This window comes from Micrococcus lylae (assembly GCF_900163825.1).
Lineage (GTDB): Bacteria > Actinomycetota > Actinomycetes > Actinomycetales > Micrococcaceae > Micrococcus > Micrococcus lylae.
The window spans coordinates 77,736-97,590 of sequence record NZ_FUKP01000012.1; the positions used below are offsets into that span (position 1 = coordinate 77,736).

The 19,855-nt window shown below is 70.7% G+C and carries 16 protein-coding genes; 1 reads left to right on the plus strand and 15 read right to left on the minus strand.

The annotated features are described in order from the left end of the window. Window positions 1–19 precede the first annotated feature (19 nt). The 15 genes from FM125_RS01885 to FM125_RS01955 all read right to left on the minus strand — a co-directional run bounded on the left by FM125_RS01885 (window position 20) and on the right by FM125_RS01955 (window position 17,887). Entirely contained in the window at window positions 20–763 is a 744-nt protein-coding gene (locus FM125_RS01885) for a lipoate--protein ligase family protein (RefSeq protein ID WP_087133462.1), read from the minus strand. Continuing rightward, on the minus strand, window positions 760–1,623 hold the full coding sequence (locus tag FM125_RS01890) for a thioesterase family protein (RefSeq protein ID WP_087133463.1): 864 nt from the start codon (window positions 1,621–1,623) through the stop codon (window positions 760–762). Before FM125_RS01890 ends, FM125_RS01885 begins: the two co-directional genes overlap by 4 nt. A gap of 86 nt (window positions 1,624–1,709) precedes the next feature. Then, window positions 1,710–2,387: a methionine ABC transporter permease gene (locus FM125_RS01895; protein ID WP_087133464.1), complete on the minus strand. Its 678-nt coding sequence runs from the start codon at window positions 2,385–2,387 to the stop codon at window positions 1,710–1,712. Further along, window positions 2,384–3,472, minus strand: coding sequence for a methionine ABC transporter ATP-binding protein (locus FM125_RS01900; RefSeq protein WP_087133481.1), 1,089 nt, complete (start codon window positions 3,470–3,472; stop codon window positions 2,384–2,386). Before FM125_RS01900 ends, FM125_RS01895 begins: the two co-directional genes overlap by 4 nt. A gap of 5 nt (window positions 3,473–3,477) precedes the next feature. Further along, the gene (locus FM125_RS01905; protein WP_067190142.1) at window positions 3,478–4,386 is read right to left on the minus strand and encodes a MetQ/NlpA family ABC transporter substrate-binding protein; all 909 of its coding nucleotides are present in this window, start codon (window positions 4,384–4,386) and stop codon (window positions 3,478–3,480) included. 592 nt (window positions 4,387–4,978) lie between these two features. Beyond that, complete coding sequence (gene nrdF, locus FM125_RS01910) at window positions 4,979–5,947, minus strand: class 1b ribonucleoside-diphosphate reductase subunit beta (protein ID WP_067190140.1); 969 nt, start codon at window positions 5,945–5,947, stop codon at window positions 4,979–4,981. 297 nt (window positions 5,948–6,244) lie between these two features. Beyond that, entirely contained in the window at window positions 6,245–8,413 is a 2,169-nt protein-coding gene (nrdE, locus tag FM125_RS01915) for a class 1b ribonucleoside-diphosphate reductase subunit alpha (protein ID WP_087133465.1), read from the minus strand. After that, on the minus strand, window positions 8,413–8,877 hold the full coding sequence (nrdI, locus tag FM125_RS01920; protein WP_087133482.1) for a class Ib ribonucleoside-diphosphate reductase assembly flavoprotein NrdI: 465 nt from the start codon (window positions 8,875–8,877) through the stop codon (window positions 8,413–8,415). The genes nrdE and nrdI overlap by 1 nt, the downstream gene beginning before the upstream one ends. A 17-nt stretch (window positions 8,878–8,894) precedes the next feature. Next, a complete protein-coding gene (gene nrdH, locus FM125_RS01925) occupies window positions 8,895–9,140 on the minus strand; it encodes a glutaredoxin-like protein NrdH (RefSeq protein ID WP_067190167.1) in 246 nt (81 codons plus the stop codon). Between the two features lie 632 nt (window positions 9,141–9,772). After that, window positions 9,773–10,942, minus strand: a complete 1,170-nt coding sequence (locus tag FM125_RS01930; protein ID WP_087133466.1) for a hypothetical protein — start codon at window positions 10,940–10,942, stop codon at window positions 9,773–9,775. Between the two features lie 169 nt (window positions 10,943–11,111). Beyond that, window positions 11,112–12,902, minus strand: a complete 1,791-nt coding sequence (locus FM125_RS01935) for an amino acid ABC transporter ATP-binding/permease protein (protein WP_087133467.1) — start codon at window positions 12,900–12,902, stop codon at window positions 11,112–11,114. Continuing rightward, a complete protein-coding gene (locus FM125_RS01940; RefSeq protein ID WP_180525290.1) occupies window positions 12,899–14,626 on the minus strand; it encodes an ABC transporter ATP-binding protein/permease in 1,728 nt (575 codons plus the stop codon). The genes FM125_RS01935 and FM125_RS01940 overlap by 4 nt, the downstream gene beginning before the upstream one ends. Before the next feature lie 117 nt (window positions 14,627–14,743). Then, window positions 14,744–15,736: a DUF305 domain-containing protein gene (locus FM125_RS01945; RefSeq protein ID WP_067190130.1), complete on the minus strand. Its 993-nt coding sequence runs from the start codon at window positions 15,734–15,736 to the stop codon at window positions 14,744–14,746. Between the two features lie 137 nt (window positions 15,737–15,873). After that, on the minus strand, window positions 15,874–16,830 hold the full coding sequence (locus FM125_RS01950; RefSeq protein WP_087133469.1) for a class F sortase: 957 nt from the start codon (window positions 16,828–16,830) through the stop codon (window positions 15,874–15,876). A gap of 148 nt (window positions 16,831–16,978) precedes the next feature. Beyond that, entirely contained in the window at window positions 16,979–17,887 is a 909-nt protein-coding gene (locus FM125_RS01955) for a LysR family transcriptional regulator (RefSeq protein ID WP_245232072.1), read from the minus strand. Between the two features lie 194 nt (window positions 17,888–18,081). Here FM125_RS01955 and gabT point away from each other — a divergent pair, with 194 nt between their 5' ends. After that, the gene (gene gabT / locus FM125_RS01960; protein WP_067190127.1) at window positions 18,082–19,413 is read left to right on the plus strand and encodes a 4-aminobutyrate--2-oxoglutarate transaminase; all 1,332 of its coding nucleotides are present in this window, start codon (window positions 18,082–18,084) and stop codon (window positions 19,411–19,413) included. The last annotated feature ends 442 nt before the right edge of the window (window positions 19,414–19,855 follow it).

A 19,855-nucleotide genomic window follows, 5' to 3' on the forward strand; every position in this document is an offset into this window, starting at 1 on the left:
GGACGTGCCCGCAGCCGGGTCAGACCGCCAGGTCACCCAGGGACATGCCGCGCTCGGCCGCCCAGTCCGCGTACTCGGCGCGCAGCGCCGCCACGAACTGCTCCACACTCGCGCCGGGGTGCACATCCTCGGCCCCGCCCACGGTGCGCGGGTCCATCGGCATGCCGAGCTCCCGGTAGACGTCCGTGAGCACCGCACGCAGCGGCACGGCGTCCGCAACCACCACGTGGGTGGAGAACAGCCAGGCGCCCTTGACCACACGCTGGGCGGAGCCGGCCAGCTTCACCGGGTGCTCGGGGGCCGGGCCCTGCACGGAGAACTCGCCGGGGCAGTACTCCCCGGGGATCTCTCCCAGCGAGGCCGGCACGTCCATGCGGGCGAAGGCGCGCACGAACAGGTCGGCGAACTCGGAGAAGCGTGCCCGCTGCGTCACGGCCGCGTCCTCCTGCAGGCACAGGTGGTCCACCACCACACAGCCGTGGTGGTAGGCCGCCGCCCGTCCGCCGGCCCGGCGGGTCAGGGGTGCGAAGCCGTGGGCCCGGGCCGCCGCTGCCGCCGCCTCGAAGCCGGGCAGCCGCGCATCGCGCTGGCCGAACGCGACCGTCGGCTCGGGCACGTAGACACGGATCAGATCGTCCAGGTCCTTCCCCTCCGCCGCGGCAGTGCGGAAGACGGACAGCTCGCCCATGGCCCAGTCGAGATCCTCGGCGGCCCCCAGGGTCCGCTCCTGCACCGCCCAGCGCAGCCGGCGGACTGCGCTCACAGGCCGCCCTCGGCCGGCCAGGAGCGCAGGGTGAGGGTCTGTTCGACGTGGGCGAAGGGGCCGTCGTCGTCATGGAGGACGGTGCTCGTCAGGCCCACGCCGTCCGGGCCCACGGTGACCTGGCCTGCGAGGCCGAGCCAGTGGCCGCTGGGCTCGCGGTACAGATGGATCTGCAGGTCCACGTTGGGGAAGAACCAGCCCCCGGGCTTCGGCGGCAGGGCTGGGGCGATCCCGTTGGCCGTGTCCGTGAGTCCGATCAGGCGCACCAGATCGCTCGTGGGCTCCCCCGCCACCATCTCACGGTCCGTGGTGATCCACACCCGGCCGTGGCCCGGCGCGTGACCGGGGACGGTGACGCCCTCGAGGGAGGCGATGTACCCGCCGGCCCACCCCTGGAGCGCGTTCTGCCCCTGCGCTTCAGAGCGCGGCGGGAGGGACTCGTCCGGCAGCTGGGCGACAGCGGAGGTGTCCGAAGTGGACAGCAGCCAGGCACGCAGGGTCAGCACGGTGCGGCCCCGGGCCTGGAGCACGGATTCGACCAGCTCGATGGTGCGGCCCGGACGCAGGGTGCGTGTGGTCACCTCCAGCTCCCCGGCCCAGAGTGTGCCCAGGATGTCGTAGGAGAGCCGTCCCACCCGCAGCCCGGGCGTGGTCTCATGCGCGCTCACCTCATGCAGCAGCAGGCCCGAGACCGCGGCCATGTGCATCTCCTCGGCCCGCCACGCGCCCTGGGCGTGCACGGTGGAGCGCACGCGGGATGTGCGGACGCCGTCGGCATCCACGGTGGGCTCGCCAAGGCGGACGTAGAAGGCCGCCGGGTCGCCGGCGGAGGACTCGGGGGTGGGCGCGTTGTCGGTCATGGGCCTCAGTCTGCCAGAACGACGACGGCCGGTGACGTCCCCGCAGGGACGTCACCGGCCGTCGTGGCGCGGGGCCGAGCCGGCGCTCAGCGGCGCATGACCTTGCGGGCCGCCCAGTTGCCGACCAGCTGCAGGGCCTGGACGAACACGACGACGACGATGACCGCGGTCCAGGTGACCGCAGGACGGAACCGGTTGTAGCCCTCCACGATGGCGAAGTTGCCGATGCCGCCGCCGCCGATGATGCCGGCCAGTGCAGACATGTCCACCAGCGAGATGATCACGAACGTGTATCCGAGGATCAGCGGGCCGAGCGCCTCGGGAAGCATCACGGTGGTGACGATCCGCCACCGTGAGGCGCCCATCGCCCGGGCCGCCTCGATCACCCCGGGATCCAGGGAGACCAGGTTCTGCTCCACGATGCGGGCGATGGCGAACGTGGAGGCCCAGATCATGCAGAACACCACCGCGGTGTTGCCGATGCCGCTGCCGACCACCGCGATGGTCAACGGCTGCAGGGCCGCGATGAGGATGACGAACGGGATGGGCCGGATCAGGTTCACCACGACGTTGATGGCCAGGTTGACCACCCGGTTCGCGAAGATGCCGCCGGGACGCGTGGTGTAGAGGACGAATCCGAGGACCAGGCCGATCGCGCCGCCGAGCAGGAAGGACCACATCACCATGTAGATGGTGTCCCCCATGGCGGTCCACAGCTCCGGGCCGTAGTAGTCCCAGTCGAGGTTGAGGAAGTCCTGGATCACTGCTGCACCTCCTGCACGTCTCCGGCGCGGCCCAGGTCCGCGAGGAAGTCCTCCACCGCCGTCTCCTCCCCGGTCAGTGACACGGTGAGCAGCCCGTACGCGGAGTCCTTGGTGGCGGACACGCCGCCGTGGACGATCTCGAATCCGACGCCCCGCTGACCGGCCGTGCCGAGTACCGCGGACACCGCGGCGGCGTCCCGCAGGGACACCATGACCAACCGCCCGTCGGTGCGCCGGCGGATGCGGGCCACCTCCTCCGCATTGGGCCGGTCCTTGAGCGCCGTGGTGACGAAGGACGCGGCATCCGCGGAGTGGTTCGTGCGGGAGAACAGGTCGAACACTCGACCGGATTCCACGACGCGGCCCGCGTCCATCACGGCCACCCGGTCCGCGATGGAGCGGATGACCTCCATCTCGTGGGTGATGGCCACGATCGTCACACCGAGCTCCTCGTTGACGCGCCGCAGCACGGACAGGACCTCGGAGGTCGTGGACGGGTCCAGCGCGGAGGTGGCCTCGTCCGCGAGCAGGATCTCCGGCTCGGCGGCCAGCGCCCGTGCGATGCCCACGCGCTGCTTCTGCCCGCCGGAGAGCTGCTCCGGGTAGTGCTTGGCCTTCTCAGCCAGGCCCACGAACTCCAGCAGCTCGGCCACGCGCTCCCGGCGCCTGGCCTTCGGCCAGCCGGCGGTTGCCAGGGCGTAGTTCACGTTGCCGGCGACGGTCCGCGAGTGCATGAGGTTGAACTGCTGGAACACCATGCCGATGCGTCGACGCACCGGCCGCAGCTTCGCCTCGGAGAGCGCGGAGACCTCCTCGCCGAGCACCGTGACGGTGCCGGAGGTGGGCTTCTCCAGTCCGTTGATCATGCGGATCAGGGTGGACTTGCCGGCGCCGGAGAAGCCGATGACTCCGAAGACCTCGCCGCGGTGGACGGTCAGGGAGACGTCGTCCACCGCCGTGACCTCGCCGCTGCGCCCGCCGAAGACGCGGCTGACGTGGTCGAAGACGATGACGGGCTCCCCCGCGGCGCCCTCTGCGGTGCGCCCGGGGGCGAGCCGCTTTCGGTCAGGGGTGTGCGCTGCCATGGGCATCAGGAGCCCTGCTCGGCGATCGCGGCCTGGTAGTCCTCGGTGACCCGATCGATCTCGTCCTGCTCCAGCTGCACCGGCACGGAGGTGCCGGAGGAGAGCTCGGCGTCCGAGTCCAGGATCTGCTGGTTGTGGTAGAGCTCGGCGAGCTTCTTGTACGTCTCGTCGTCCTTGTCCTCCTGGCGGACCACGAACCCGTTGACGAACGGCTTGGCGGCGTCTGCGGACGGGTCGTCCTGGAACAGAGCGGTGTTCGTGTCGATCCCGGCGTCGGCGGAGAAGTCGTTGTTGATCACCGCGCCCTGCACGGACTCCAGCGCGTTCACGGTCTGCTGCGCGGCCACCGGCTGCACCTTCACGGTGGAGGCGGACTCGTCGATGTCCTTCGGCTCCGGGCGGATCGTGTCGTTCTTGAGCGTGACCAGGCCGGCCTGCACGAGCACGCCGATGGCGCGGCCCTGGTTGACGGTGTCGTTCGGGATCGCGACGGTGTCCCCCTTCTGGAAGTCCTCCACGTCCTTGTACTTCTTCGAGTACAGCGGCAGGGGGATGATCTCGGTGGAGCCGATCATCACCAGGTCGCTGCCCGAGGCCTCGTTGTAGTCGGCCAGGTAGGCGATGTGCTGGAACCAGTTCATCTGGATGTCGCCGTTCTCCAGCGCCGGGTTCGGCTGGGTGTACTCCGTGAAGTTGCGGATCTCCACGTCGAGGTCCAGCTCCTTCTTGGCAAGCTCCACGAACAGCTTGTTGGTCTCGTTCTCGCCCACGATGCCGATGACGATCTTGCCCTTGCCGCCGTTGGCGGAGTCGTCCTGCGCCTGCGAGTTGCAGGCCGAGAGGGCCAGGGAGCCGACGGCGGCGAGGGAGAGGGCGCCGAACGAACGGCGGGACAGTGCGGGGTGCTGGGACATGGGGATCTCCTCTGGGACAGGGGGAAACGACGCCTGCCCGTCCTCGGCTCGTCCGGGACGGGGTCGGGTGCGGTGCTGAACGGCGTGCCCGGCCGGGGCGGGGACGGAGAGTGCCGACGCCGGTGGGGCCGCGCCTGCGCGGCCAGGGCGGAGACGCCCGTGCCGCGCCGGTGTACTTCCTTTCGAGGGTCTGCTCTTGCCCGCCTCCAGCCACCGCGCGCGTCCCCGTCGTCGGGGTCCTCCGCGCGGCGGAAGTGGGCCGCTTCTCGGTCCGATACCACCCGTGAACATGGGGTTGGTGAGCGGCTCGTCCTGGGACCACGTGGCCCCGCTTCGCCGGCGGGGCCGTAAGCCGCTTCTCCTGAAGCTGGGCATGATCGTAACGTGTCCACGCGCCGCGCACGGCATTCCGGGCGGCTTCTGGGGGCGCATGTGAGGGATTCCACGCCCGGCACCGGGCTGCATGACGCCGCATGACCTTCCGCAGGGCGGTCGGAGACGACGGCGGCCCGCACCCTCGCGCAGAGGATGCGGGCCGTCGTCGACCGCTCGGTGCCGGGGAGGGCGTGCAGAGCAGGTCAGGCGGGCGGGCTCAGAAGTCCCAGTCGTCGTCTTCGGTGTTCTCGGCCTTGCCGATCACGTAGGAGGAGCCGGAGCCGGAGAAGAAGTCGTGGTTCTCGTCCGAGTTCGGGGACAGGGCGGAGAGGATCGCCGGGTTCACGTTGGTGGTCTCGGCCGGGAACATCGCCTCGTAGCCCAGGTTCATCAGGGCCTTGTTGGCGTTGTAGTGCAGGAACTTCTTGACGTCCTCGGCCAGCCCGACGGAGTCGTAGAGGGCGTGGGTGTACTCGACCTCGTTCTCGTACAGCTCGAAGAGCAGCTCGTAGGTGAAGGCCTTGAGCTCCTCGCGCTTCTCCTCGGGCAGGGTCTCGAGGTTCCGCTGGTACTTGTAGCCGATGTAGTAGCCGTGCACGGCCTCGTCGCGGATGATCAGGCGGATCAGGTCCGCGGTGTTGGTCAGGCGCGCGTGGGAGGACAGGTACATCGGCCAGTAGAAGCCGGAGTAGAAGAGGAAGGACTCCAGCAGGGTGGAGGCGATCTTCTTCTTGTACGGGTCCTCGCCGTCGTAGCGCTCCACGATCAGCGCGGCCTTGCGCTGCAGGTTCGTGTTCTCCCGGGACCAGCGGAAGGCCTCGTCGATCTCCTTGGTGGAGGCGAGGGTGGAGAAGATCGAGGAGTAGGACTTCGCGTGCACCGACTCCATGAACGCGATGTTCGTGTAGACGGCCTCCTCGTGCGGGGTGATGGCGTCCGGGATGAGGGACACGGCGCCGACGGTGCCCTGGATGGTGTCCAGCAGGGTCAGGCCGGTGAACACCCGCATGGAGAGCAGGCGCTCGTCGTCGGTCAGGTTGGACCAGGACTGCGCGTCGTTGGACAGCGGAACCTTCTCCGGCAGCCAGAAGTTGTTCACGAGGCGGTTCCACACCTCGACGTCCTTCTCGTCCTGGATGCGGTTCCAGTTGATCGCTTCGACGAGGTGGTGCTGCTGGTCAGTCACGGAGTGCTCATCCTTCGGCGGTACGTGGGGCCGGCTTCTCACACAGGAGAATCGGCGTGTTCTTGCGGCTTCCAGGGTGATCGGCACGCACGGAAGCCCGGCTGTTCGAGTGGTCAGTCTAGGCCAACGGCCGGACACGTCGGGCGTGCCTCGCCGTGGGCGGAACGGGGTGTCCCCGGGGTGTCCCCCAGGGGTGTGACGGAGGGGCCGGGCGGGTTCTCGCCCGGCCCCTTCCGTGCTTCACGACGACGGCCGCTCGCCGCCTTCCGGTGCGGCGGCGGACGGCGCGTGGCCGGCTCAGAGCATGCAGGACACGCAGCCCTCGACCTCGGTGCCTTCCAGGGCGAGCTGGCGTAGGCGGATGTAGTAGATCGTCTTGATGCCCTTCTTCCAGGCGTAGATCTGCGCACGGTTCAGGTCACGGGTGGTGGCCGTGTCCTTGAAGAACAGCGTCAGGGACAGCCCCTGGTCCACATGCTGGGTGGCAGCGGCGTAGGTGTCGATGATCTTCTCGTAGCCGATCTCGTACGCGTCCTCGTAGTACTCGAGGTTCTCGTTGGTCAGGTACGGGGCCGGGTAGTAGACGCGGCCGAGCTTGCCCTCCTTGCGGATCTCGATCTTCGAGGCCACCGGGTGGATCGAGGAGGTCGAGTTGTTGATGTAGGAGATCGAGCCGGTCGGCGGGACGGCCTGCAGGTTGCGGTTGAAGATGCCGTGCTCCATGACGGAGGCCTTGAGCTCGAGCCAGTCCTCGCGGGTCGGCAGGTGGATGTCCGCGTCCGCGAACAGGGCTGCGACTCGCTCGGTGGCGGGCTTCCACTCCTGCTCGGTGTACTTGTCGAAGAACTCGCCGGAGGCGTACGTCGAGTCCTCGAACCCGCCGAACCTCTGACCGCGCTCGATGGCGATCTTGTTCGAGGCGCGCAGCGCGTGGAACAGCACCGCGTAGAAGTACATGTTCGTGAAGTCGATGCCCTCCTCGGAGCCGTAGTGCACCCGCTCGCGGGCGAGGTAGCCGTGGAGGTTCATCTGCCCCAGGCCGATGGCGTGGGAGCGTTCGTTGCCCTTGGCCACCGAGGGGACCGACTGGATGTCGGACATGGTGGACACGGCGGTCAGCGCGCGGATCGCCGTCTCGATGGACAGGCCGAAGTCCGGCGAGTCCATGGTCTTCGCGATGTTCATGGAGCCGAGGTTGCAGGAGATGTCCTCACCGACCTCGGCGTAGGTCAGGTCCTCGTTGTACTGCGAGGCGGAGGAGACCTGCAGGATCTCGGAGCAGAGGTTGGACATGGTGATGCGGCCGGCGATCGGGTTCGCGCGGTTCACGGTGTCCTCGAAGACGATGTACGGGTAGCCGGACTCGAACTGGATCTCCGCGAGGGTCTGGAAGAACTCGCGCGCGTTGATCTTGGTCTTCTTGATCCGGGCGTCGTCCACCATCTCGTGGTACTTCTCCGTGACGGAGATCTCGGAGAACGGCTTGCCGTAGACACGCTCCACGTCGTACGGGGAGAAGAGGTACATGTCCTCGTTGCGCTTGGCCAGCTCGAAGGTGATGTCCGGGATGACCACGCCGAGGGACAGGGTCTTGATGCGGATCTTCTCGTCCGCGTTCTCACGCTTCGTGTCCAGGAAGCGATGGATGTCCGGGTGGTGCGCGTGCAGGTACACGGCGCCGGCTCCCTGGCGGGCGCCGAGCTGGTTCGCGTAGGAGAAGGAGTCCTCGAGCAGCTTCATCACGGGGATGACGCCGGAGGACTGGTTCTCGATCTGCTTGATGGGGGCACCGTGCTCACGGATGTTGGTGAGCGAGAGGGCCACGCCGCCGCCGCGCTTGGACAGCTGCAGGGCGGAGTTGATGCCGCGGGCGATGGACTCCATGTTGTCCTCGATGCGCAGCAGGAAGCAGGAGACGAGTTCGCCGCGCTGCTTCTTGCCTGCGTTGAGGAAGGTCGGGGTGGCGGGCTGGAAGCGGCCGGCGACCATCTCGTCCACGAGGTGCTCGGCCAGGGCCTGATCGCCCTGGGCGAGGTGGAGGGCCACCACGGAGACCCGGTCCTCGTAGCGCTCGAGATAGCGCTTGCCGTCGAAGGTCTTCAGCGCGTAGGAGGTGTAGAACTTGAAGGCGCCGAGGAAGGTCGGGAAGCGGAACTTCGCCTTGTAGGCACGGTCGAACAGGCCCTTGACGAACTCGAACGGGTACTGCTCGAAGGTCTCGGACTCGTAGTAGTCGTTCTCCTGCAGGTAGGTCAGCTTCTCCTCGAGGTCGTGGAAGAAGACCGTGTTGTTGTTGACGTGCTGCAGGAAGTACTGCCGCGCGGCGGCGTGGTCGGCCTCGAACTGGATCTTGCCGTCGGGGCCATACAGGTTCAGCATGGCGTTGAGCTCGTGGTAGCCCAGACCCTGCCACTCCGGCGGCAGGTGCTTGGCCTGCTGGATGAGGTCCTGCTCGGTGACGGTCATCAGAAGATCCCTTCCAATCCTTCGCGGACGCGGGTCACGTCGTCCGACGTGCCCATGAGTTCGAACTTGTACATCAGGGGCACCTGACACTTGCGGGCGATGATGTATCCCGCGAGGCAGTACCCCTCGTTGAAGTTGGTGTTGCCGCTGGCGATCACGCCCTGCAGCAGCCTCCGGTTCCCCTCGACGTTGAGGAACTTGATCACCTGCTTGGGGACCGCCCCCTTCCCGTCTCCCCCGCCGTAGGTGGGGGTGAGCAGGACGAACGGGGCGGTGGCCTCCAGCGTCGGCTCCTTCGTGATCAGGGGCAGCCGCGCCGTCTGACCCTCGGGCAGGGCGAGCTTCTGGACGAAGCGGTGCGTGTACCCGGACGCCGAGGAGAAGTAGATGAGCCGGGCGTCCGTGGGGACGAGTCCCTGCGCTGCGGAAGATCGGATGTGGTGGGGGTCCTCGACTCGGGTCATCTGCACCACGTTGCCACTCAAGCGACTGAGGTGGCGGCGGCCTGGGCCAGCTCCTCGATCTTGTCCGGGCGGAAGCCGGACCAGGAGTCGGACTCGGTCATGACGACCGGTGCCTGCATGAAGCCGAGGGCACGAACCTGCTCCAGGGCCTCCGGGTCCTGGGACATGTCGACGGTCTTGTAGGCGATGCCCTTCTTGTCCAGCGCACGGTAGGTGGCGTTGCACTGCACGCAGGCCGGCTTGGTGTAGACGGTGACGGTCATCTGTATCCCTTTGCTTCTCATCCGACGGGCCCCGACTGGGGCTCACACCGGTCCCGGAGCGGAATCCGGGGATTCGTGCTTTCGTTCCCGTCGATACTACATGTGGTGATCGGCGGGCGCGAGCATCCCTAGATGTAGTGCTTACACGGATGTCATTCATCGTTCACACTCTCTCCACACCCCATCCACATTCCCGGCCGACCACGATCCGCGCGAACACGCGGATCGGGCCGCTTCGACCCCACGCTGTCCACAGCCGGTGGACGGGCACAGTGCACATCTGCACACGCCTTTCAGCGATGTCCACCACTCGAAACGTCGGCGTGTCTGCATGGTCCGAACACTAGATGTAGGCCCGGACAGGACAAGAACTCCACCGCGGCGCCGATCGACCCTCCGCCCTCAGCCGAGGACTGACCACGCTCCGCCCCTCCCGATCGTCGGCGGGGCCGGACAGGGACGGCCGAGGGCCGCCGCCGCGGCTCCCATCAGCTCACGACGACGGCCCTTCCGTCTTCGACCGGCGGCGAGGGGCACACACCACGCGCTCGACGCGATCTGTCTCATCCCTCTGCCTTCGACGGGCGGCGCGGGGAATCGCCTCTCCCGCCGGATTCGTGACGGCGTGGCCCTCAGGCCATGCCGAACCTGCGGCGCAGCGCCACCAGGCCGGTCGCCCCGCCCAGACCTGCCAGCGCGAGGCCGCCGGCAGCGGAGCCACCGGTCTCCACCTTGTCCGGGACGGTGTGACCGTCGTCCGCCGGCTCGTTCGGGTCCTCGGGCTGCGTGTCCCGCAGGAGAAGCTGCGGCGTCATGTCCTTCTTGTCCTCGGCGCTCATGCCGGCCACCGGGACCGCGCCGTCCAGCGTCGCGTCGTAGGTCTTCTGGGTCATCGGGTCGATCAGGCTGAGCCTCCTGTAGGTCTTGCCGTCCGGGCCGACGCCCTCGGCCTCGATCCAGCTCAGGTCCGACTCTCCGGACAGGGTGCTGACGTTGGTCCCGTAGTGTCTGCCGGATTCGAACCCGTGCAGCGGGAACACGCTCGGCGTGTGCTCGGTCCACTCGACCTCGTCGGCGGGCACATAGTGCGTCCCGGTGGCGGTGGCGTCGTCGCTCTGCCAGCGGAACGGCATCCACTCGCGGACGTCGCTGGTGAAGGCCCAGCCGCCGCCGTCGAGGAAGCCGCGGTCGTTCATGTTCATGGGGACCGCGGTCCAGTGGACGTCGATCCAGAGCGGCCCGGACTCGGTGTTGGTGTTCTCGCACCGGTGGTCCACGGGCGTGCCGCCCTTCGCCATCTCCAGGGTCGCCACCACCTCGGCGGTGCCGTCGACCGTGACGGTGACGTCCACCTCGCCGACGTGGCTGGTGTCCGTGCCCTCCTCGAGCCCGAGCGCGTCGCCGAGGTCACTGGTCCACACGGTGCCGACCGGGCCCTCGAAGCTGAACGGGACCTCCACCGGCTCGGTGTCGGCGCCGCGGGGCACCGCGGTGACCGTCACCTGGTCCGCGGCGACGGCGCCCTCCTGACCGGGACCGCGCTGCAGTGCGAACACGATCTGGTGGGCGCTGCGCAGTCGCCCGGTGGAGTCGGGCTCGCCGACGCCCTTGCCCGTGGTGGAGCCCACGAAGCAGCCCCAGACGGCGGGGTCTCCGATCCCACCCACCGAGCCGGGTTCCGGGTTGCCGCCCTGGGTGCCGGCGGTCTCGGCACCGGCTCCCGGTGCCAGCATTGCTGCGGTCAGGGCCAGCGCCCCCATGCCGAGGGCGGTGCGGTGGCCGATGGTCGTCGCGCGGGTCATGATGCTTCACTCCCATGGATGTGCGTGTGACCGCGGCCGGCCTGGCGCGGCCGAAAGGAACGTGCCCCATGTCACATGTCCCCTCCGCGTCACAGCCTACGAATCCGGTGAGCAGATGCCAGGGGAACACCGACATCGCAACAGCCCTGTCACCCACGACACAGAATGGTCACGCCCGGTCCGTCTCCCGCGCGATGAGCCTCGCCAGCGGTCCGCCGCGCTTCAGGTCCTCGGGCCGCCCACAGGCCACGATCCGGCCGGCGTCCAACACCACCACCTGGTCCGCGGCGTCCAGCCCGGCCGAGGTGTGCGTGGCCTCCACGATCGTCGCCTCCGGCAGCGCCGCGCGCAGGCCGGCGCGCACCGCCGCGGCGGTCTCGGGGTCCAGGTGGGAGGTGTACTCGTCCAGCAGGAGAACCCGCGGGCGGGCCAGCACGGCCCGGGCCACGCCGAGCCGCTGACGCTGCCCGCCGGACAGCCGACGGCCCTGCTCCCCGACCTCGGTGTCCAGTCCCCCGCGCTTCCGCACGGCCTCGGCCAGCTGTGCCGCCTCGAGCGCCTCCCACAGCCGATCGTCGCCGGCCCGGGGCGCAGACAGCCGGAGGTTCTCGGCGATGCTGCCGCGGAACAGCGTGGTCTGCTGGGTCACGTAGTGCGTGGCCGTCCTCAGGTCCTCCAACGCCACGGCGGACACCGGAACCGCGACCCCCTCGGCCCCGGTCAGCGCGACCGTGCCAGCCGTGGCGTCGTCATGTCGGGCAAGCAGGCGCAGGATCGAGGACTTGCCGGAGCCCGAGGCGCCCATCAGCGCCGTGTGACTGCCGGCCGGGACCTCGAGCGTGATGCCCGCGAGTGCCGTCGGACGCGCCTCGGCCTCGGACGGATACGCGTAGTCCACGTCCTCCACGCGCACGCCCAAAGACCCCGCGGGCACCGGCACCGGCGTCGGCGGGTCCGCCACGTCGGGGGCCGTCACGGCGATCTGGTGCACACGGCGCGCCGCGGCCATCGAGGCGTCCAGCGTCCCGGCGAACCCACGCACGCCGGCGGTCGCGTCGAACAGCGCCCACACCATCGCGGTGAAGGCGGCCAGCGGCACCAGATCCGCCCCGGACGACGCACCGGCCGCCACTACGGCCGGCAGCGTGGCCAGGGACACCGCCTGGGCGGCGCCCTCCCGTGCCACGGCCCACCGGCCGCGGACGGCGCCGTCGGACTGCAGCGCCTCGTCCAGCGCCGCCGTCTCCTCCAGCCGACGATCCACATGGCCGTAGCCGGTCACCTCGGACATGCCCTGCACCGAGTCGGTGATGTGCTGAGCGATCTCGCCACGCCGCGCGTTGGCCGCGTCGGCTCCGCGCTGACTCGCCCGCACGCCCAGCGCCGGGACCACGACCACGGACAGGCCCAGCCCGACCCCCGCCGCCAGCGCCGCCGGCCCGCCGACCTGCGGTCCCATCACGGCCAGGACCAGCGCGGGCATCGTCACCGCGGTCACCGCCGGTGCCAGGGTGTGCGCGAAGAACACCTCGATCCGGTCGACGTCCTTGGTCGCCCGCGTCAGCAGGTCACCCGAGGAGGCGTTCCGCGCGGCCTGGTGCGCCAGGGGCACCAGCGCGCGGTACAGGCGCACGCGCAGCAGCTCGAGCGCCTTGAACGCCACCCAGTGGCCCAGGAAGTGCTCGAGGTAGCCGGCCACGGCCTTCACCAGGGTCAGCCCGGCCAGCACGCCGATCAGCGTCCACACCGTCCCGGGCAGCCATGCCGGCGTCGGCCCGTCGACCGCCAGGGACGCGATCGCCCCGGCGCCCACGCCCAACAGCGCCGCCGCCGCGGCGAAGTAGACGTGCCGGAACAGCACCGAGCCGGCCAGCGGCCACAGCACCGGGGCCGTGGCGCGGATCAGCCAGCGGCCCACCTCTACCAGCGGGGCCGTCCGCGACTGCGCCGTCGTCGTCATCGCCGCTCCTGCTCCACCCGTCCGCCGCGCACGCGCACGGCACGGCCCGTCACCAGGGCGGGGCGGTGCGTCGCGAGCACCACGGTGGCCCGCTCCCCCAACCGCTCGATCGCCTGCTCGATCACAGCCTCGGACTCCAGGTCGACCTGGCTCGTCGGCTCGTCGAGGATCACCAGGGGTCGGCCGGCCAGGAACGCGCGGGCCAGGGCGATCCGCTGGCCCTGACCGCCGGAGACGCCCAATCCGCGCTCGCCCACGGGTGTGTCCAGTCCCTGCGGCAGCGTGCGCGCCCAGCCCGCCAGGTCCACCTGCTCGAGGGCGTCCCAGAGCTGTTCGTCCGTGGCCCCCGGTGCGGCGATGCGCAGGTTCTGCGCCAACGACGCCCGGAACAGCCACGTGTGCTGCTGCACCACGGCAGAGGCCGCACGCACCTCGTCCTGGGTCGCCGCGGTCAGCGGGACGCCGTTCACGTGCACGGTGCCCGAGGCCGGCAGCAGGTCCCCGGCGATCAGGCCCAGCAGCGTGGACTTGCCCGAGCCCGAGGTGCCCAGCAGCGCCGTGGTCTCCCGTTCGGCCACGGTCAGGTCCACGTCCGTGAGCACCGGCCTGCCCGGCTCGTAGCAGAAGTCCACGCCCTGCACGACGACGGCCCCCTCCTGCGCAGGATCGCCTCGCCTCGGCGCAGGCTCGGCCGGGGACGACGCGGCAGGAGCCGTCTCGGCCGGGGTGCCGGGCCGTCTGGCATCCGGTCTGCCACCGGGGTGAGCGTGCCCGACGGGCACCACGCCGCGGTCCACGAAGGCGGTCATCATCCGTTGCCCGGCCCGACCGGCCATGCCGATGTAGAAGAACCCGCCGATCTGCTTCATCGGCGCGGTCAGCTGAGTCGACAGGAGCACCAGGGCGAGGGCCCCCGCCACGGTGACGGCGCCGTCGTCGTGCCTGACCCAGGCGAGCAACACGGCGGCGGAGACCATGAACAGGGAGAACACGGACTCGGTGACGAACAGGATGAGCTGGTTCCGCGCCAGCAGGGACATGGTGGCCCGTCGGTTCTGCTCGCCGGCGGCCTGAAGGCGGTCGCCCACACGGCCGGCCGCACGCAGGCCCACGAGCGTCGGCAGGCCCTGGATCGCCTCCAGGAACTGGCCGGCCAGCCGCATGCGCATCTCGCGGGACGCGGCGGACACACCCGCCACGAGGCGGCGGAACCCCGTGATCGCCAGGGGGATCACCGGGACCAGCAGGAGCAGCACCAGGGCGGAGAGCCAGTCCACGAAGACCGCTGCCAGCAGGATGGTCAGCAGCGGCGCCAGCACCGCGCCCACCAGGCGGCCGACGTAGCCCTGGCGATACTCGGTCACGCGCTCCACGGAGTCGGTCATCATCGCCACGAGCCGGCCGGTCTGCGCACCGGTGAAGCGCGCCGGGCCGAGGGCGAAGGCACGGCGCAGCAGCGCCCCGCGCAGGCGGCGGGACTCGGCGGCGATGCTGCGCCCCTGGACGGCATGGGAGCCGGCCTCTGTTGCCGCCGCCACGAGCGCTGCCGCCACGGCGGCGGCCACCACGGGGACGGACACCTGCGCGGAACGGTCGAGGGCGTCGGCGAGCAGCCGGCCCACACAGAGCATCACGGCACCGACCGTCACCGTGCGCAGCGCCTCGCAGGCGACCTGGACACGGACGGCCGGCGCACCGGGGGCGAAAAGCGGGTGAGCGGGCATGGGGTCCATCGTAGGTCGACTGCACACCCGGTCCGCGCGGGCCTCAGCAGAGACGCCGCGGGCCCGCGCCGGGTCGGCACGGGCCCGCGGCGTGTGCAACGCCGTCGCCGCCGAGGCTCAGTCGTCGTCGTCCTCGTCGTCGTTCGACGGGGAGTCGGAGTCGGCCGGGCTCGGAGACGGCGAGGAATCCGCGGACCTGTCCGCCCTGCGTCGGTCGCGGTCGTCGCCGTCCTCGCTCTCGTCGCTCTCCGACGGAGACGGGCTGGGCGGGTCCGGCTTGAAGGTGACCGGGCCGTCGTCGTTGTTGATGGAGGCGGGGGCACTCTTCGGGTTCGGCTCGTGGTCACGGCTGCCGCCGATGATCACGCCCATCTCACCCAGCAGCTGCTGGACGTCGTCGATGACGCGGGTCTGGTCCTCGGAGATCTCCTCGGCGAGGTCCTTGGCGTCCTCGTCCTCGCCCTCCTCCACCTGGGTGTTCGCGATCATCACGGAGCCGAAGTGCAGACGGTGCATCTGCATCAGGTACAGACGGCCGGCGTCCTCGTCCGTGGCGGACTCGAGGGCGCGCTTCTCCTCCGAGGTCAGCAGGCCCGCACGGCGGTCCGCGGCGGCCTGCTGGTTGGCCTCCATCAGCTCCTCCTCGGAGGGACCTGTGGCGAAGCCGCTGGGGGTCGGTGTCGGGTTGGCCTCGGCGACGGCCTCGGCGTCTTCCTCGGTCTCCACGCCCCAGTCCTGGAGCAGACCGTCCAGGCGGTCGATCAGCTCGGGACGGCGGTCGGTGACCGCGCGGGCGAACCGGCGCGCCTCCTCGTCCACGCCGTCGCCCTTGTCCAGCAGCAGCTGCGAGTACTCCACGGCCTGACGCTGGTTCCTCAGCATGGTGGACGCGAAGACGATGTCCTGCCGCCGCTGGGCATCCTGGGTCGGGCTCGGCGAGGGCAGGCCGCCCTCGGACGCCGTGGCGGTGGCCGCGGCGGCACGCTCGCGGGCGGACTGGGCGCTGTCCAGGCAGCCGGTCAGACCGAACGCCAGCGCCACGGAGCCGAGGCCGACCGCGAACGTCCGGAGGGGACGGCGGAAGGCGGGGCGGATGCTCGGCTGCTGCATGGCGGGGTTCCTCTCGGCTGGCGGGGCCGACGCATCGACGTGCGGCCCCGACGGCGGATACGCCGCCGTTCACTGGAAACGGTACGTCGTGACACCCGCCCGGGGAAAACGGCGCGCCCGGTCCGCGACCGTCCGGTTCAGGCGATCCGGGTCGCCTGGACCACCCAGTTGTCCACGGAATGTCCGGTCATGCCGGAGCCCGGGACGAGCTCGCATGTGATGAGCGTGACCTTCCGTCCCGGCTCCTCCAGCTCCCACGCCCAGGCGAACTCCGGGGAGTCGATCAGGTCCCGCTTGCCCATCTGGACCGGGTCCGTGTCCAAGGTGAACTTCGCCTGTGTCCCGTCCTCATAGGTCACCACCACGAGGTCACCCTTGCGGGTCTCCTCCAGGCGGTAGAACACATCCTTCAGCCCAGAGTGGATGACGTGGCCGGTGAGGATGCCCGGATGGGAGGACAGCTCGCCCGGCGTCGTGCTCCACTGGGGCGGCGCGTACCAGCCGACGTTCCGCGGCTCCGGGTTCAGCTCCCCGTCCTCGTCCTGGTGCTCCGGAACGATCGGCGCCCCGATGTACTGCTCCCCTTCGTGGTAGACGTCCACATGCACCGGCGCCGCGGTGATCTCGTCCATCGGCGCGGCCGGCGGACCGGTGGGGGTCGGCGTCGGCGACGGGCTGGGCTCCGGCTCGGCCGAGGCCGATGCCGGGGCTGAGGACTCCGGTGACGCGGCCTCCGAGGAGGTCGGGGCGGCAGGGGTGGAGGCCTCCGAGGACGCAGGGCCGGAGGCCTCCGGTGACGCGGCCTCCGACGACGCCGGGGACTGCGTCGCAGACGGGGCGCCGGCCTCCCGCGTCGGGGTGGCCGACGCCGACGACGGCACGCCGGAGGAGGACGGCGGCGCGCCGGAGGAGGACACGGACGGCGACGCCGTGTCCGAGGCGGGACTGGAGACGGACGGCGACGGCGCCGCCGTCGGGGCCTGGCTGATGGGCACCTCTCCGAAGGCGAAGAGGCCACGGACCGAGAACCAGACCACGGCGAGGCAGGCGAGCAGTGCGACCACCCAGATCGCCCGCTTGACGTTCCTGTGCATCTCGGATCCCCTTCTGCGCTCTGTGGGCTCGCCCGGTCAGGGCCGGCGGTGGTCACGGCGGGCACGGTCGCCGCCGCGGCGGGCCGCCCGCCACGATTCCAGACGATACAGAAGTGTGGCCGCTGCCGAGGGCACGGCCACGGCGGTCTCAGCCGCGGTACCGGTCCCGCAGCCACCCCTGCAGCTGCTGCGCGAGCGCCCGCAGCGTCGCCTCGCCGTAGTGGTCCGGCGCCCAGGCCGCGTGCAGCCCCACGGCGAGGTCGGCACCGCGGGCCGCCAGGTGCAGCGGCACCAGGTCGAAGGCGGGGTCCTCGGTCACCACGGCCACGCCCGCGCCGGTGGCCACGAGCGCCTGCGCCACGCGACCGGAGTTCACCTCCGTCACCTCCGGCACCGTCAGCCCGGCCACCTCGAGCGCCCCGTCCAACACACGGCGGGACTTGAAGGAGCGGGACGGGACCACGAGCCGTTCGCCCGTGAGGTCGTCCACGCTGATCCGTCCCCGCCCGGCCCAGCGGTGATGCGGGGCCACATAGGCCCAGACCGGGGCGTCCACCAATGCCAGGGAGGCCACGGTGTCCGGCGGGGTGGACGGCATCACCACCAGGTCATGGTGCGCCACGGCCTGCGCCAGCGAGTCGTCCAGGTCCGTCTCCACCACCTCCGCGCGCGGCGCGTCCTCGGACAGCGTCGCCACGAACGGGATGACGACGTCCACGAGCGTGGTGCCCGGCGCGGCGAAGCGGACGGACTCGAGCCGCCCGGCCGCCAGCATCTGGACAGCCTGGCCCGCCGCCCGGTGCTCCGCGAGCAGCCGGCGCGCCACCGGGACGAAGGCCTCGCCGGTGTGCGTCAGGCGCAGCCGCGGCCCGCCCCGGGCGAACAGGGACAGCCCCGTCTGCCGTTCGAGGCGCTGCAGCTGGCGGCTCAGCGCCGGCTGCACCACGCCCAGCTGGCGGGCGGCCTCCGAGACCGTCCCGGCCTCCACGGTGCGCAGGAACGCGGACACCAAGGACGGATCCAGCTCGGGCAGGCGCCCCAGGTCTGCATGCTTCATGCCTGCAGAGCATAGGCGCTATGACGGATCATCATTGGACAGCATGGACCGGCGGGCGGAGAATCGCCGCAGGAGAGGACGGCGGCGAGCCTGCGGCGACCGGCCGTCGGCACACTGCACGGCGTGACACCGCCACGCAGCTCCTCCTCCTCGATCAGCACATCCGCACCGACCCCCGTCTGGAGGAACCGCCCGTGAGCACCGCCGAGCGCCCTGCCCTGGAGCAGTCCCGTCACCTGGCCACCGAGATCCCCGGCCCGCGCTCGCGCGAGCTTGCCGCCCGTCAGGCCGCATCCGTCCCGGGCGCCCTCGCCCCGACCATGCCGGTGTACGCGGCCCGCGCGTACGACGGCATCCTCGAGGACGTGGACGGCAACCGCCTCATCGACCTCGGCTCCGGCATCGCCGTGACCTCCGTGGGGGCCGCCGCCCCGGCCGTGGTGGAGAACGTGCAGTCCCAGGTGGCCGAGTTCACCCACACCTGTTTCATGGTCACCCCGTACGAGGGGTACGTGGAGGTGGCCGAGCGCCTCGGTGAGAAGTCCCCGGTCCCGGGCGAGACCCGCACCGCCCTGTTCAACTCCGGCGCCGAGGCCGTGGAGAACGCCGTCAAGGTGGCCCGCGCCTACACCGGCCGCCAGGCCGTCGCCGCGTTCGACCACGCCTACCACGGCCGCACCACCCTGACCATGGCACTGACGGCGAAGCAGATGCCGTACAAGCACTCCTTCGGCCCCTTCGCCCCCGAGGTCTACCGGGTGCCGGGCTCCTACCCGCTGCGCGACGGCGGCCTCGACGGCGTCGCCGCCGCCCAGGCCACCATCTCCGCCCTGGAGAAGCAGATCGGCGCGGACTCCCTGGCCGCCGTGATCATGGAGCCCGTCCAGGGCGAAGGCGGCTTCATCGTCCCGGCCGAGGGCTTCCTCCCGACCGTCGTCGACTGGTGCCGTGAGAACGGCGTCCTGTTCATCGCGGACGAGGTGCAGTCCGGGTTCGCCCGCACCGGCGCCTGGTTCGCCTGCGAGCACGAGGGCATCGAGCCGGACCTGATCACCACCGCCAAGGGCATCGCCGGCGGCATGCCGCTGTCCGCCCTCACCGGCCGCGCCGAGATCATGGACAGCGTCCACGCCGGCGGCCTCGGCGGCACCTATGGCGGCAACCCGGTGGCCTGCGCCGCTGCGCTCGGGGTCTTCGAGACCATCGAGTCGCAGGGTCTGATCGAGGCGGCCCAGAGGATCGAGCAGGTCATCCGCGGCCACTTCGAGCAGAACGCGGACGACCGCATCGGCGAGGTCCGCGGCCGCGGCGCCATGATGGCGATCGAGTTCGTGGACCCGGCCACCGGCGCTCCCGACGCCGAGCTCTGCGGCGCGGTGGCCAAGGCCGTCCGCGAGACCGGCGTCATCCTGCTCACCTGCGGCACCTACGGCAACGTGGTCCGCTTCCTGCCTCCGCTCACCATCTCCGAAGAGCTGCTGCGCGAGGGCCTGCAGGAGGTCACCGACGCCCTCAAGGCCGTCTGAGCCGCCCCTGACCGCCGCCTCCCCTGATGGAGGCTCCCCGACGACGGACTGTCGCCCTCCGACGACGGCGACAGTCCGTCGTCGTCACGGCAGCGCTCGGCGCCCGGCCCCGGCGGACACCGAGCGCCACCGGCGGGCCGGGACGATGTGAGCGGTGCCATGGCCGTCGCCGACGCCCGGAGGCTAGACTTCCCCCTGTTGCGCTGGGGGCCACGGCCGATGCCCGCCGTCCTGCACCTGCGCACCGGTTTTCCCCGACCCACTGGAGCTCCTGCGTGTCCGCACACCGTCCGCCGCACGGCCTGATCGGCCGCCGCACCCTGCTGACCTCCCTCGCCGCCGCCTCGGGCCTCGTCCTGTCCGGCTGCGCCCAGGGCGGACGAGGTTCCACCACCGGTGCAGCCGTGGCCTCCCCGAGTTCCCCCGAGTCCTCGAGCTCCCC

Excerpts from the sequence above, each read along its gene's own strand:
- FM125_RS01890 (WP_087133463.1), bottom strand. The coding sequence starts at position 1,623 with ATGACCGACAACGCGCCCACCCCCGAGTCCTCCGCCGGCGACCCGGCG.
- FM125_RS01900 (WP_087133481.1), bottom strand. The coding sequence starts at position 3,472 with ATGGCAGCGCACACCCCTGACCGAAAGCGGCTCGCCCCCGGGCGCACC.
- FM125_RS01905 (WP_067190142.1), bottom strand. The coding sequence starts at position 4,386 with ATGTCCCAGCACCCCGCACTGTCCCGCCGTTCGTTCGGCGCCCTCTCC.
- nrdE (WP_087133465.1), bottom strand. The coding sequence starts at position 8,413 with ATGACCGTCACCGAGCAGGACCTCATCCAGCAGGCCAAGCACCTGCCG.
- nrdI (WP_087133482.1), bottom strand. The coding sequence starts at position 8,877 with ATGACCCGAGTCGAGGACCCCCACCACATCCGATCTTCCGCAGCGCAG.
- nrdH (WP_067190167.1), bottom strand. The coding sequence starts at position 9,140 with ATGACCGTCACCGTCTACACCAAGCCGGCCTGCGTGCAGTGCAACGCC.
- FM125_RS01930 (WP_087133466.1), bottom strand. The coding sequence starts at position 10,942 with ATGACCCGCGCGACGACCATCGGCCACCGCACCGCCCTCGGCATGGGG.
- FM125_RS01935 (WP_087133467.1), bottom strand. The coding sequence starts at position 12,902 with ATGACGACGACGGCGCAGTCGCGGACGGCCCCGCTGGTAGAGGTGGGC.
- FM125_RS01940 (WP_180525290.1), bottom strand. The coding sequence starts at position 14,626 with ATGCCCGCTCACCCGCTTTTCGCCCCCGGTGCGCCGGCCGTCCGTGTC.
- FM125_RS01945 (WP_067190130.1), bottom strand. The coding sequence starts at position 15,736 with ATGCAGCAGCCGAGCATCCGCCCCGCCTTCCGCCGTCCCCTCCGGACG.
- FM125_RS01950 (WP_087133469.1), bottom strand. The coding sequence starts at position 16,830 with ATGCACAGGAACGTCAAGCGGGCGATCTGGGTGGTCGCACTGCTCGCC.
- FM125_RS01955 (WP_245232072.1), bottom strand. The coding sequence starts at position 17,887 with ATGAAGCATGCAGACCTGGGGCGCCTGCCCGAGCTGGATCCGTCCTTG.